This is a genomic window from Pseudoalteromonas sp. SCSIO 43210, assembly GCF_054133285.1.
In genome coordinates, this window is sequence record NZ_CP087225.1 from 1,080,261 (window position 1) to 1,095,094 (window position 14,834).

13 protein-coding genes are annotated in these 14,834 nt (G+C 37.1%); all 13 read left to right on the forward strand.

The features are described from left to right. The first annotated feature begins 66 nt into the window (after positions 1-66). Complete coding sequence (tssA, locus tag LOS73_RS04815) at positions 67-1,182, forward strand: type VI secretion system protein TssA (RefSeq protein WP_149606005.1); 1,116 nt, start codon at positions 67-69, stop codon at positions 1,180-1,182. 16 nt (positions 1,183-1,198) lie between these two features. Beyond that, complete coding sequence (tssB, locus tag LOS73_RS04820; RefSeq protein WP_007377094.1) at positions 1,199-1,702, forward strand: type VI secretion system contractile sheath small subunit; 504 nt, start codon at positions 1,199-1,201, stop codon at positions 1,700-1,702. Next, entirely contained in the window at positions 1,699-3,189 is a 1,491-nt protein-coding gene (gene tssC, locus LOS73_RS04825; protein WP_007377093.1) for a type VI secretion system contractile sheath large subunit, read from the forward strand. The genes tssB and tssC (LOS73_RS04825) overlap by 4 nt, the downstream gene beginning before the upstream one ends. A 36-nt stretch (positions 3,190-3,225) precedes the next feature. Then, positions 3,226-4,752 (forward strand): type VI secretion system contractile sheath large subunit, encoded by a 1,527-nt coding sequence (gene tssC, locus LOS73_RS04830; protein WP_457934576.1) that lies wholly within the window; start codon positions 3,226-3,228, stop codon positions 4,750-4,752. 2 nt (positions 4,753-4,754) lie between these two features. Beyond that, a complete protein-coding gene (locus LOS73_RS04835; protein WP_007377091.1) occupies positions 4,755-5,531 on the forward strand; it encodes a type VI secretion system accessory protein TagJ in 777 nt (258 codons plus the stop codon). A gap of 17 nt (positions 5,532-5,548) precedes the next feature. Continuing rightward, positions 5,549-6,034, forward strand: coding sequence for a type VI secretion system baseplate subunit TssE (tssE, locus tag LOS73_RS04840; protein ID WP_007377090.1), 486 nt, complete (start codon positions 5,549-5,551; stop codon positions 6,032-6,034). Beyond that, a complete protein-coding gene (gene tssF, locus LOS73_RS04845) occupies positions 6,031-7,857 on the forward strand; it encodes a type VI secretion system baseplate subunit TssF (protein ID WP_008137759.1) in 1,827 nt (608 codons plus the stop codon). Before tssE ends, tssF begins: the two co-directional genes overlap by 4 nt. After that, entirely contained in the window at positions 7,854-8,843 is a 990-nt protein-coding gene (tssG, locus tag LOS73_RS04850; protein ID WP_033028453.1) for a type VI secretion system baseplate subunit TssG, read from the forward strand. The genes tssF and tssG overlap by 4 nt, the downstream gene beginning before the upstream one ends. Before the next feature lie 22 nt (positions 8,844-8,865). Beyond that, entirely contained in the window at positions 8,866-11,469 is a 2,604-nt protein-coding gene (tssH, locus tag LOS73_RS04855; protein WP_008137754.1) for a type VI secretion system ATPase TssH, read from the forward strand. 239 nt (positions 11,470-11,708) lie between these two features. Further along, on the forward strand, positions 11,709-12,188 hold the full coding sequence (locus tag LOS73_RS04860) for an Hcp family type VI secretion system effector (RefSeq protein WP_007377086.1): 480 nt from the start codon (positions 11,709-11,711) through the stop codon (positions 12,186-12,188). Positions 12,189-12,261: 73 nt separating this feature from the next. Then, the gene (gene tssI, locus LOS73_RS04865) at positions 12,262-14,139 is read left to right on the forward strand and encodes a type VI secretion system tip protein TssI/VgrG (RefSeq protein WP_457934577.1); all 1,878 of its coding nucleotides are present in this window, start codon (positions 12,262-12,264) and stop codon (positions 14,137-14,139) included. 7 nt (positions 14,140-14,146) lie between these two features. Beyond that, on the forward strand, positions 14,147-14,503 hold the full coding sequence (locus tag LOS73_RS04870) for a hypothetical protein (protein ID WP_007377084.1): 357 nt from the start codon (positions 14,147-14,149) through the stop codon (positions 14,501-14,503). Positions 14,504-14,543: 40 nt separating this feature from the next. Then, positions 14,544-14,834, forward strand: a complete 291-nt coding sequence (locus LOS73_RS04875; RefSeq protein WP_007377083.1) for a PAAR domain-containing protein — start codon at positions 14,544-14,546, stop codon at positions 14,832-14,834.

Consider the following 14,834-nt stretch of genomic DNA (forward strand, 5'->3'; position numbering starts at 1 on the left):
AAAGAATGTAATATAAAATCCGCTCCGCTTTATTGGAGTTTTATGGATAATTATTAGGACAATGGAATGTTTTTATTAGATGAATATATCTCCCCTATTTCAGACACTGAGATTGCAGGTATTGATCCCCGCTCAGATGTCTCTCCTACGTCTACATATTATGCTTTAAAAGATTTGAGAAATCAGCTCAGAGCGGCTGAAAGAAATGCATTGGTTGATGAGCAAGGTATCTCCTCTTTGTCGCGAGACTGGTTACCTCTCCTTGAGCAATGTAGCAAAGCAATAAAAACCGAAAGCAAAGATATTGAATATTTGGCATGGCTAATTGAAGCAATGTGTCGTATTTACGGCTTTAAAGGCTTGGCGTTTGGCTTTAAAGTTGCTCATAACCTAATTGAAAATCACTTTGACGATTTATACCCTACACTCGACTCAGATGATGAAATTTGGGATAAAGTATCAGCACTAGTGGGGTTAAATGGCTCTGCGGGTGAAGGTACGTTGATCATACCAATAAAGAGTATTTACTTAACTGATAGTGTAAGTATGAATTCTTATTCTTTTTGGGAATATCAACAAGGATATGATGTTTCTCGTTTGAGTGATGATAAAAGAGAGAAAAAAATTACTCAAGGTGCAGTTGACTTCGAATTAATAGAAAAAAGTGCGGCAGAAACCAGTACTGATTTTTTTGTCTCTCTAAAGTTAGATATTGAAGAAGCGATTGAGCAATTTTCCACGCTTAGTGAAGTAATGGACAGAGTGACAGGTCAACCACAGCCGACTTCTAATATAAAACAGGCACTTGAAGTGAGTTTGGCGGCACTAAAACACGTTGCTGCAGATAAGCTTGAAGCGGCAGAACAAGCACTAGCTCAAAAGAATGCTAGTGAAAATGTTGAGCTAGAAACTGAGAACGATGCGGGAGTCGAAGGCGTAGTTGAAAAAGCGAATAGCAATGAGATTAATTCTAGAGAAAATGCAATAAGTAAACTAAAAGAAATAGCCACATTCTTTAGAAAAACAGAGCCTCACTCGCCGATGTCGTACACGATAGAACAAGTAATTCGATGGAGCGAATTATCGCTACCTGAGTTATTAAATGAACTAATTACAGATAGTGATGCTAGGACTGGGTACTTTAAGTTGTCTGGCATTAAAATCAGCGAAACTGAAACATAAGTAAAAGGAGTTCTCAATGAGTATCCATGATAAATTAAAACGAGTTCGTAAGCCTAGAGTACATATCACTTATGATGTGGAAACTGAAGGCGCAGCGGTTAAAAAAGAATTACCATTTGTTGTTGGTGTGATGGGGGACTTTTCAGGAGATAATGCTGATGCCTTAAAGCCACTTAAAGACAGACGATTTATACAAATAGATCGCGACAACTTTAATGATGTTTTAAAGCGTATGAGTCCTTCTCTGAATTTATTAGTCGACAATACATTAAATGATGAAGGTTCTCAGTTTGAAGTTAAGCTTAACTTTAAATCGATTGATGACTTTGAGCCAGCAGCTGTTGTAAATCAGGTTGAACCATTACGTAAATTAATGGAAACACGTAATAAACTACGCGACCTAATGACTAAAATTGACCGCTCAGAAGAACTTGAAAATGTATTAGAAGAAGTACTTAGTAATACCGCAAGTTTAGACTCTATCGCTAAAGAGCTTAAATTAGAGGAGACTGAAAAATGAGTACAGAGCAACTAAGTACAGAATTAGAGTCAACGACTGAAGTGAGTTCATCTTTACTTGAACAAGCTATTGGTGCAACTAAGCAAACAGATGCGAGTCGCGCAGAAGAGTTACTTAAAACACTGACTGAAGAAGCCTTGAAAGGGACAGTCCAGTGGAATAAAAACATGACTGTGACGTTTAATGAAGCAATTCAATTAATCGATCAAAAAATATCAAAGCAGCTAAGTGTTGTTATGCACAGTGATGAATTTCAAAAGCTTGAAGGTTCATGGCGTGGATTACATCACCTAGTGATGAACTCAGAAACAAGTGGCACACTTAAAATCCGTGTTTTAAATATGAAGAAAAAAGAACTTCATAAAGATTTAAGTAAAGCGGTTGAATTTGATCAAAGCCAGACGTTTAAGAAAATATACGAAGCTGAATTTGGCACACCAGGTGGTGAACCTTACGGCACAATCGTTGGCGATTTCGAATTTACTAATCATCCTGAAGATGTTGAAGCACTTAGTTTAATGTCTAATGTTGCAGCTGCAGGCTTCTGTCCATTTATTGCGGCATCGTCGCCATCATTATTTGGTTTCGATAACTGGGAAGAATTGACAAAACCTCGCGATTTAGAAAAAGTCTTTGAATCATTAGAGTATACAAAATGGCGCTCATTTAGAGACAGTGACGATTCACGTTTTGTATCTTTAACAATGCCTCGTTTCTTATCTCGCCTGCCGTACGGTGCTGCTTCGAAGCCAGTGGAAGAGTTTAACTACGAAGAGTTTGAAGTTGAGCCTAAAGATGGTCGTTCGGTCAGTACTGAAAATAAAGACTATTGCTGGAGCAACGCAGCGTACGCTATGGCAACAAATATGACAAAAGCTTTTGCTCAATACGGCTTTTGTACTGCTATTCGTGGTGCTGAAGGTGGCGGTAAAGTAGAAGGCCTACCAACACATATTTTCACTAGTGATGACGGCGACCCAGATCTAAAATGTCCGACTGAAATTGGTATAACAGATCGTCGCGAAGCAGAGCTAAGCAAATTAGGATTTTTACCACTTTGTCATTATAAAAATACTGATTATGCTGTGTTTTTTGGTGGTCAAAGTTGTCAAAAACCACAAATTTACTCTACACCAGATGCGACTGCTAATGCTGCAATTTCAGCTCGATTACCATACTTAATGGCGACGTCTCGTTTTGCGCATTACTTAAAAGTGATGGCTCGTGACAAAATTGGTAGCTTTATGGAAGCAGAAGACGTTGAATCTTGGTTAAATCGTTGGATACTATCTTACGTTAATGCGACAGAGGGCGGTGGTCAAGATATTAGAGCACGTTACCCTTTAGCTGATGCAAAAGTATCGGTTAAAGAAATTCCAGGTCAACCTGGTGCTTACAATGCTGTTGCCTGGTTAAAACCTTGGTTACAAATGGAAGAGCTTACTTCTTCTTTACGCCTTGTAGCTAAAATTCCTGAGATTGGTTAACTAACCTCTCTCTAGCGTTAAGGATAATGCATTAGAATGAATCACGAAGAGTTTTCATTTATAAATCAAGACTTCACTTTTCAACAAAAGTCGCAGTCTCGAATAAGTGATAATGAAGCTTTGCTTGATAGGTTTTTAAACGAAAAAAACCTAGATAAAGCATTATTATTATGGCTTGAAGGCTCTTCTGATTCACCTATTTCATGGAATAAGGAGTCTTTAGGTCCCTATCTACAACGTATTATAGTTGAGCTTGATCAGCTGATATCTAAACAACTAAATATAATTATTCACGACAAACGGTTTCAAAAATTAGAAGCTAGCTGGCGTAATATGTGGTGGCTTTTATTGCAGAGCGAGCAATACGATAAAGAAAATAAAGTAAAAGTAAAAGTATTAAACTGTAATTGGATGACCTTATCTAAGGATGTAAATAAAGCAATTGATTTTGATCAAAGCATGTTTTTCCAATTATTATATCAAAGCGAGTTTGATAGTGCCGGGGGAGAACCTTTTGGGGTTGTTATTGGCGATTACGAAATAACAAATACCTTTTCTGAAGGAACGACTTACAACGATATTGATACAATAAAAGAGATATCAAGAACGGCGGCTGCCGCTTTTTCTCCTTTCATCTGTTCCGCTTCACCCAATTTATTTGGCGCTGATAGTTTTTCTGACTTAGGTTATTACTCCGATCTTTTTAATCATTTTGAACAGCCTGAATATGCAAAGTGGCAGAGCTTTAGAAAGATGGAAGAGTCGCGATTTATCGGCTTTACATTACCGCATGTCCTCGTTAGGCCACCTTATAGTAATGACGGAAAACGCCATCAAGATTTTTATTTTAAAGAGCAAATTGTTGACCCTGAAACAGATATACTTTGGGGGAATGCTTCTTTCCAGTTCGTATCAACAATAATAAGAGCTTACTGTGAGAGTGGCTGGTTTGGTCATATTCGTGGCATTGAACCAGGGAAAGTTTCAAAAGGGTTAGTGACAGGGCTAGCACGAGACAATTTTGCTAATGATACATATCAAAAAGAGGCTAAACCGCCTTTGGATTTATTGGTAACAAGTAAGTTTGAGAAACAGTTTTCTGAGCTTGGTTTTATTCCTGCTTCATCGGTTACAAATACAGAACATATTGTTTTTTATAGTAATGCGTCTGTTCAAAAAGCAAAAAATTATGACTCAAGTGCTGCAAATATAAATGCGCGTTTATCTTCAATGCTGCAGTATATATTGTGTGTTTCTCGTTTTGCGCACTATTTAAAATTATTAGCACGTGATCGCGTAGGCTCATACAGTACTGCGCAAGCATGTGAAAGAGATTTACAGGCTTGGGTAAATAACTATACCACAGCATCAGATTCAGCTTCTGAGCAAATCAGAAGCAAATACCCATTAAGTAATGCAAAGATAAAAGTTAGTGAAAATAAGGCTAATCCAGGGCATTACTTTTCTGTTTTGCAGTTACAACCACACTTTCAATTAGATCAAATGGTTTCTAGCATTAAATTAATAACTGAGCTTAGTCCTCACCATAAAATAAAGGAATAGTAATGAAAAAAATACATAGCTTAATTCGTGAGGGGAAACTCACTGATGCATTGTCATGCTGCGCAACAGAATTGCAAGATGAACCTTTAAACTTTGATATTAGAAGTATTTACGCAGAGCTACTTTGTATTAATGGTGAACTTGAAAAAGCAGATAAACAATTAGATTTTATGGTTCAAAAGAACCCAGAATTTGCCGTTGGTGCGGTCAACCTTCGTCACTTAATTCGTGCGCAGCAGTCGAGAGTTGATTTTTATCAAGGTAATGGAATTCCTAAACTGTTTCATGATGCAGATGAACTCGACACTTTATTTTTAAAAATGCATGTTGCTTTACTCGAAAATGAAGTTAATGAAGCCGCTGAGTTAGCCCTAAAAATGGAAGCGCTTAGAGCTACAATATCACAAGATGATTCAACTGGAATTCGAGATCTTGATGATACCTTAGGCCCATATTTAGAAGTGTTAGGTACAAATGGCGAGTTTTATTTAGCCAATTTTAATGAAATAGAAACATTAAGAGTACAGCCTAACGAATCACTACTTGAAAGTATTTGGTTACGAGTGGAAATAACAATTAAAGATGGCCCATCAGGTACAGCTCATTTACCGCTTGTTTATGCAAATTCAAACAGCGACATTGAAAAGTTAGGGCAAGTGTCTGATTGGGAAGAACTTAAAGACGAGTTTATTATCGGTAAAGGAATGAAAATGCTATTTGTTAATGATGAGGCAATCACTATTCCTAACTTAAAAATAAACGCACTCGAAACAGCCTAATTTATATTTGAATAATCATGATTGAACATAAGCAACAGCTTCAAGCATCAATTATCGATAAACTTATCGATGATGAGCCCGACTTTCAAGATGCACCTTCTCGCACCGAAGGGATAACGATTAGTGAACTCAGAAAAAATGTGCGAAGAGACATAGAAGCGTTGCTTAATGCGCGAATTCAATGGCATACATGGCCATCACAATATGATGAATTAACAACATCTTGCTTATCATATGGGCTTCCTGACTTTTCGAGTATGTCAGTAAGCTCTCATGAAGGACGAACATTATTGTGTGAGACGGTCAGAGATACGATTTTAAAATTTGAACCACGATTTCTTGAGGTTGAGGTGTTTACTGATGAAGAAGTGCCAATTAATAGAGTACTCAATTTGCGAATAAATGCGCTTTTGTATGCTGATCCCGAGCCTGAATTCATTAGTTTTGATTCTGAAGTTGAGCCAGTTAACTTAGGCATGAAAATTATTGAGGCATCTTTATGAACGATGAATTATTAAAGTATTATAATCGTGAATTAGCATTTGTGCGCCATTTAGGTAAAGACTTTGCTGATAAATATCCTAAGGTTGCGGGGCGATTAAAGCTTAGTGAAGATCATATTGAAGACCCTCATGTATCGAGACTAATAGAATCCTTTGCTTTTTTAACCGCCAATATTAGACAAAAGTTAGACGATAGTTTCCCTGAACTAACGGATGCCTTACTGGGTCAGATGCTGCCAGATTATCAAGCACCAATACCATCAATGTCGATAGTTAAGTTAGAAGCCGAAAACCTATCTACCACGGGTATTGTGATACCTAGAGCGAGTGAAGTAGAAACAAATGTTGAATCTATGAAGCAATGTAAGTTTCAAACCTGTTATGAAACTTACTTATGGCCTGTAGAAATAACAAGCGCTCAGTTTGACAACAGCCCATTTGTTGCGCCTAAACCGAGGTGGCATGAAAAAGCAAAATCAATATTTAAACTTGAGTTAACTGGTGAATACAAAGGTGTGTCGCTGGCAGAAACAGGACTTGAGAGACTACGTATATTCATCAATGGTCAATGGCACCATACGTTAAAAGTGTATGAATTACTTTTTAAGCATTGTATTGGAGTTGCGATTGATAATGGCGAAGAAGGGATTAAATACGTATCAAAAGATCAACTTAAAGCTGTTGGTTTCGACGCAAACGAAGCCGTTGTTCCTTATTCACAGCGCTCTTCTTCCGGTTATCGTTTATTAGTTGAAAATTTTACTTTCCCAGAGAAGTTTAGATTTTTTGAGTTACAAGGAATTAAGTCGTCACTGCCTAAAAAGTCTAATCAATGTACTTTGTATTTTTACTTAGATACAGAATCAGCTGAACTTGAAAAACAAGTTGATAAAAATATGTTTTTACTTGGTTGTACGCCAATTATTAATCTATTTGAGCAAGAGCTAGAGCCAATACGACCAGAAATAAGTGAATACGAGTATAAATTAACACCCCGCTATATGGACTCAGAAATATCTGAGGTGATTGGCCTTTGTGAAGTAATTGCTTTTGATCATAAAGGGAATAAGCAGATTGTATCCCCTTTTTACGGACAAACGCACCCTAAATACCAGGGGCATGAAGACTTGTTCTGGCACATACGAAGAGAAACTGCATCTTGGGCCGGTGGTTATGTTGAATCAGGAACTGAGACATTTTTATCACTTGTAGATGCGACGTTTGAAAACAGTGCAATGGAATACGGTGAGGGAAATACTGTATTAACTGTTCGTGCAAATTGCAGTAACCGAAATTTACCTGCAAGTATGCCTTTTGGCGATGATGAGCTTGGGCTACTTATGCCTGAACGTGGTGATGTAATTAAAAAAATCCGCTGTTTAATTCCTTTTACGCATGCAGTTAGGCCAATTTTAGCTGACGCAACAAGGTGGCAATTAGTTAATCATTTAACACTAGATGCTTTTAGTGGTGATGATGCATGTGTCAAATTAAAAGAAGTCCTTCGTCTTTATGATTTTAGAGCTTCACCGCAGACAAAAGGCATGATTGACAATATCTACAGAGTATTAGTTACCTCTTCAACTGCACGAGTAGTACAAAGTGGTAGGGTGAGTTTTGCAACGGGGAGTGATATTGAAATTACCTTTGCTAATGATGACTTTTCTGGCAGCGGCATGTTTTTCTTTGCCTCTATTTTAGACCATTTTTTTGCACAATTTGCTGCAATTAACAGCTTTACGCGTGTTAGCCTCAGATTAAAAGAGCAAGAACAAATATATTATCAGTGGCCAGCTAGAGTGGGTGATAGTCCTCTTTTATGATTAAGCATATTATTTCTCAAGCATCGCAAATAGACTTTTATAAAGCCGTTTTCATAATAGAAAACCAGCTTAAAAAGGATGGCTTAGAGCACCGTCACGTAGGCTACGATAGTAACCCAAAGCACGAGCTTATTAAATTTACGGCAACTCAAAAGTTTGGTTACCCAGGTAACGCGATTACAAAATTAGAGGAAACAAGTTTTGAAGATGGCCTCCATAAAGTAAATATGCAGGTATCTTTTATGGGCTTAACAGGTTGCTCAGGTGCGCTACCACAATTTTACAGTGAATTGGTTATGCAACGCCTGAGATATAAAGACACCACTATGCGTGATTTTTACGACATGTTTAATCATCGCCTAATTTCTTTGTATTACAGAGCTTGGAAAAAATATAAACCATCACTGAATCATATAAATAAAGATAAGAATAAAGACCCATACACACAAATTTTAGGTTTGTTAAGTGGAGGTTACAACGAACATCAACTTCATTTTTCTGGTTTATATAGCCGAAAGATAAGAAATGCATCGGATCTAAAAAGCATTCTTACTTCTTATTTAGGGTGTGATGTTGCGATTAAACAAATGATTGGCCAGTGGCATGATCTTAAGCCTCAAGAGCAAACACGCCTAGCTAGTCAGGCACTCTTTGAAGGGCAACATGCACGCTTAGGTGTTGACACTGTGATTGGTAAGCAAATATGGGATGTTTCATCAAGCATTGAAATTCATATTTCTTCAGATGACCCCTCGAAAGCTAAATCGTTATTACCTAAAGGGTCTTTGTTTGAGCTTAGCAATAAAATTATAAAAGATTATGTCGGAAATTCAGTTCAATTTCGGTTAATTATTGAATCTGATTTTCATGAGTTAGAGGCGGTATCGCTTTCTAAAAATAATTGTCAACTAGGCGCTAATAGTTTTTTAGGTGCCGGTAAAAACACATTTAAAAATAAACCTACTAAGTTATCGTTTAAAGGATAATTAAAATTAAAAGGAATAGTGTATGTCTTCGATGACACTGAATAAGCTCGTTGAAAAATTGAGTCCCGACTGTAGAAAGAGCCTAGAAGCTGCTGTTGCAATTTGTAATAGCCGTAGTCATTTTACTGTTGAATTAGAGCATTGGTTACTTGCTATGATTGAACAAAAATTAGATGACGTTAGGCTTATATTTGGCTCATTCGATATTGATATTGATAGAGTTCAACAAGACTTAAATCAGTCGCTTGAATCATTAAAAACAGGTAGTGAGTCTTCACCTAGTTTATCCGTTCATGTGACTAGCTTATTAAAGCAATCGTGGTTAAGCACAAGTATAGAATTTACAGATAACCAAATTCGCAGTGCTTATGTTCTTTATACACTCACTAAAGACGATACACTTTCGAGCTTAGTGACTCGTTGCAGTAAGTTATTTAATAAAATTGAACCTGGGCAACTCTTGCATGCCTGGCCAGAAATAGTTGCCCAATCAGAAGAGCGAAACCATTCAGTACAAAGTGCAACTGCACAAACAAACTTAAGTTCTAAAACCCCTAGCCTTGACCAGTTTACTGTTGATTTAACGGCGCAAGCACTGGAAGGAAAAATTGATCCTATTTTAGGAAGAGATTTTGAAATTCGTCAAATGGTCGATATTTTAACAAGGCGTAGACAGAATAACCCTATTCTTACCGGTGAGGCCGGTGTTGGTAAAACGGCTGTTGTAGAGGGACTTGCACTTAGAATCGCACAAAAAGATGTACCCGCAGTGTTACAGAATGTGAAAATTCATAGCTTAGACTTAGCTTTGCTTCAAGCTGGGGCTGGTATGAAAGGTGAATTTGAAAATCGCTTGAAATCTTTAATTAATGAAGTGAAAAATGCGATTAATCCAGTAATTCTTTTTATTGATGAAGCGCACACTATGATAGGGAGTGGTGGTACCGCTGGTCAAAATGATGCTGCAAATTTATTAAAACCAGCACTCGCTCGAGGTGAATTACGTACAATCGCTGCGACAACATGGGCTGAGTATAAAAAGTTTTTTGAAAAAGATGCCGCATTAACTCGTCGTTTTCAGGTTGTTAAAGTTGAAGAGCCAACACCAGAAAAAGCAGTGGCTATGTTACGCGGATTAGTGCCTGTAATGGAACGCCATCACAAAGTATTTATTTCTGAGCAAGCATTAGAGAGCGCTGTTCACTTATCTCATCGCTATATAACAGCAAGACAATTGCCAGATAAAGCGGTTGCATTGCTCGACACTGCTTGTGCGCGTGTTGCCATGAGCCAAGCATCGACCCCCAGTAATATAGAGCAACTTGTCAATAGATTAAGTGAGATTGAAACGCAAGTACAGATGCTAAACCGCGAACAAAAAACGGGGTTAGATCATTCAGAACAATTAGATACGCTAAAAGCTGAGTTAGTTGATATTGAAAAGCAACTTGAGCCATTAAATGAGCAATTTAAATTAGAAAAAGAGATTGTTACAGATCTCAACAAAGCACTCGAATCAATAAACTCCGAAGAGGATGAATCTTCAGCACAGATGCTTGAAAGGTTAAAAGAAAGTAAACATAAACTTGCCTCATACGAGCATAACATGGTGCATTGGCAAGTGGATGAAGAGTTGATTGCACAGGTTATCTCTGATTGGACGGGAATACCCGTAGGGAAAATGCATGAAGATGAAATTCATGGCATTTTAAACCTAGCAAGCCAAATGAAAGAGCGTGTAGTAGGACAAGATCATGCACTTGATTTAATCGCTAAGGTTGTACAAACGTCTCGTGCTCAACTAGCCGATGAAAGTCGACCAAATGGTATTTTCATGCTCGCTGGCCCTAGTGGTGTTGGTAAAACAGAAACAGCCTTATCACTTGCCCAAGAAGTGTATGGCAGCGAAGAAAATGTCACCATTATTAATATGTCTGAATTTAAAGAAGAGCATAAGGTGTCTTTATTGCTCGGCTCACCTCCTGGTTATGTCGGATATGGCGAAGGCGGTATTTTAACCGAAGCAGTAAGAAGGAAGCCCTACAGTGTTGTGCTGTTAGATGAAATGGAAAAAGCGCACCCAGGTGTTCAAGATATTTTTTATCAAGTATTTGATAAAGGTACAATTAAAGATGGTGAAGGGCGTGACATCGATTTTAAAAATACAATTATTATTATGACTTCAAATGTGGGCACAGATACCACAATGAGCTTATTTGAAGATGAAGAGAGTAAACCAAGTATAAAAGGTTTATTAAAAGCATTACAAGACGATTTATTAGGTTCATTTAAACCTGCATTTTTAGGACGGATTAACGTAATTCCTTATATTCCATTGAGTGATAATATACTGACTGAAATCGCAGGGATTCAAATAGATAAAATAATTAAAAGAGTTAAAAAGAATTATGACGCAAAACTCACTTATAAAAGTGATGTTGTTGAGTATATTATTGCTAATTGTCAAAATGCAGGGTCGGGTGCAAGGAATATACATACGATTTTGCAAAATAAAGTATTACCTTTATTATCTGAAGTTTTATTATCTAGCATGGTAGATGGCAACAAAGTTAGTAGTATATTGTTGTTAATTAAAGATAATGAATTTGAAATTGAATTAAATTAAATTTATTTTTAATATAACTGATTAATAAGGTTGTTTCTTTAGTTTTAGGGCATTATAATTTTGGTGTCTTAGGTAACTACATGGAATTTTTGAGACATTGTCTTCATCTAGGGAAAGGAATTCTGAAGACCTTTTCATTGCTGTTATAAAGATAATGATTTCAAAGGAATTTTGGGAAACCAAAGTAAATAATCCAGTATTAATGGATAACATTGTTTAATTAAAAGGAGCATTATCAAATGCAAGCAAATACATATTTAAAATACGGTTCAATCAAAGGCGAAACTACTGCTGAGTCTTTCAAAGATTTAATTACAGTTTTATCACTTGATTGGAACGTAAGCCGTGAAATTAGCTCAGCCACTGGTACAGCGATGGATCGTGAATCTAGCTCTACTCGTTTAGGCGATGTAACAATTACTAAACTTCAAGATAAAGCGTCTCCTGACCTTTTCAAAGAAGCAACTATTGGTAAAGGTTTACCAGCTATTTTCCATATCACTAAACAAGGTGATAAAGTTGAAGAAATCATGAAAATCGAACTAACGGATGCAATGATTTCTAGCTATTCAGTATCAGTACAGAACGATCGTCCAATTGAAACAATCACTATCAGCTACACTGAAATGATGATGACTGTTACACCGACAGACGACAAAAATAACATTACTGCGCCACTTGTATATGGTTACAGCGGTGTTAAAGGTCAACAAATGTAATATTTGTTGTCTAATAATGGCTCTGGGCTTTGCTCAGAGCTTTTTTTGATCTCTAGGATGGGAAAAGCAAGGAATGCAAAAAGCAACACAAGATAAAAACGTAATTCAAATTAGCACCCCTGCTGGTAAAGACGCCCTCTATTTAACTCGTTTTGTCGCCCAAGAGGCAATGTCTGACTTATTTGTTATGTCAGCTAATATGTATACGATTGGCAAGCAAATAGCACATGAAGACTTAGTTGGTAAGCCTGTTTCTATAAAAGTAAAAAATGCTGAGGGTGGCGGCGAACGTTATTACCATGGCATAGTCAGTCATCTTGTTTCAAATGGCAGCCGTACAGCGGATGTCGATGAACAAAAAAATTATATTGACTATCAAGCGACAATAGTTCCTTTTGCGGCGTCAATGCGCAACCGTAAAAATAGTCGTATTTTTCAAAAGAAAACAATTAAAGATATTTTTGCAGATTTGTTTGGCCAACACGGTGTTGCCTTTTCAGACAAAACAAGCAAAACCTACCCTAAATACGAATATTGTGTTCAATATCAAGAATCAGATTTTGATTTTATACAACGCTTACTTCAACACGAGGGCATTTTTTACTTCTTTGAACACTCAAACAGCAATCATACACTTGTATTAGCTGACGATGTTACAGCCTACGAAGTGTGTGGAGAGGCAAAGGTAGTTTATTCAACCGGACACCTTAGCGAGTCGCATGTATCACGCTGGCAAGGTGGTTTAAGCATTGCCCCTGGTAGCTTTAAGCGTGTTGGGTACGATTTTAAGCAACCCTCAAGATACCCTGATGGAGAGCAAGCAAATCCTGAGTTGCCAACACAATCGGTATCAGAAATATTCGAATATACAGGTGAGTCTGAATGTCACCCTCGTGCAGCAAGTATGGCATCGGTACAGTTAGAGTCATTGCAAAGAGACATGAAATTATCAAGCGGTAAAAGTGATTGTCGTTCTTTTACCGTGGGTAAATTATTTGGTTTTAAAAAACATGAAGATCCTAGATTAGAAGGAAAAACCTTTGTTATAACGTCAATGATGACGTCAATAACGGTGCCTAATCAATCAGGTGGTCAGCAAAGCGCGGCAGACGAGGTTTACTCAAATCACTTTGAATGTGTACCAAAAGAAATACCATACAGAGCACAAATTAATAAAAAGAAGCCTGTAATCAATGGTGTGCAAACGGCAATAGTGACTGGCGACAGTGCTGACGAAATAATGATTGATCAATTTGGTCGCGTTAAAGTGCAGTTTGACTGGGACCGAGAAGGCAAAAAAGATTCGAAAAGTTCATGTTGGATACGTGTTGCTCAAAATTGGGCTGGTAAAAAGTGGGGCGCCTTTTTCTTTCCTCGTGTAGGGCAAGAAGTACTTGTTGATTTTATAAATGGTGACCCAGATCAACCTATTATTAGCGGCGCAATTTATAACGCTGATTTAATGCCTCCGTATGCATTACCCGCTGAAAAAACACAAAGTGGGATTAAAACACGATCAACAAAAGAAGGTGGCGCTGATAACTTCAATGAGCTGCGTTTTGAAGATAAAAAAGGCAGTGAGCTTTTATACATACAAGCTGAAAAAGATAAACAACTATATGTTAAAAACGATCAAAATGATAAAACCGATAACGACCATAATGTTAAAATTGGTAACGATCGAAAAGTAGATATAGCTAACAATGACAGCTTAAAAGTAGCTAAAAACCTTATTGCTGATATAGGTGAGAATGATACTTTAAAAGTAGGAAAAAAATTAAATATCGAAGCCGGTGATGAAATTATTATTAAAACAGGATCTGCTCAGATTAAAATGAGTAGCAGTGGTAATATAACTATTGAAGGCACTAATATAAATATTAAAGGTAGTAATATAAAAGTGGATGGCAGTGCCATTACTTTATCTGCCGGTTTAATTAAATTAAATTAATGCAATTATGGAAATAATAAATAGTTTTCAAACAGGTTTGAGAAATGGCATTAATAACAATGGGCATGTTGTATATTGTCGTTATGGGTTGCCTCATTTGATTTGTTTACCAGTTAATAGGCCTGATGATCCATTGCTAAATCCTGCATTAAGTCATTTAAAGGCAATGGATGGCTACTATGCACAACAGTTTTTTGTATACTTACACACCTCGTTAAATAGTGAGGATGTTGTATCAGGGTTATATCAGTATGTAATGCAAAGCCCTGTGGCGCTTTCGGATTATACTAAAAGTGAACTAATTGATGAATTATCTCGCTTAGTTGCACATAATAAATTATTAATTATTCCTTTATACGAATAATAGAATTACTTAAAAATCAGTAATAAGACAAGGAGTCTAAATGGGTAAGCCAGCAGCTACAATTGGTCATATGCATGTGTGTCCTAAAACTACCGGCACAGTTCCGCATGTTGGTGGTCCTGTTGTTCTAGGCTCTAGCAATGTATTAATTGGAAGTATGCCCGCAGCTCGCAAAGGCGACATGATGGTATGTATTGGTCCACCCGATAGCATTAAGTCAGGATCTGGCTCAGTTAAAATTAATGGAAAACCAGCCGCAAGAATGGGTGATGATAGCTCCCATGGTGGAAAAATTGTTGTTGGTAATCCGACTGTATTAATAGGTGGCTAA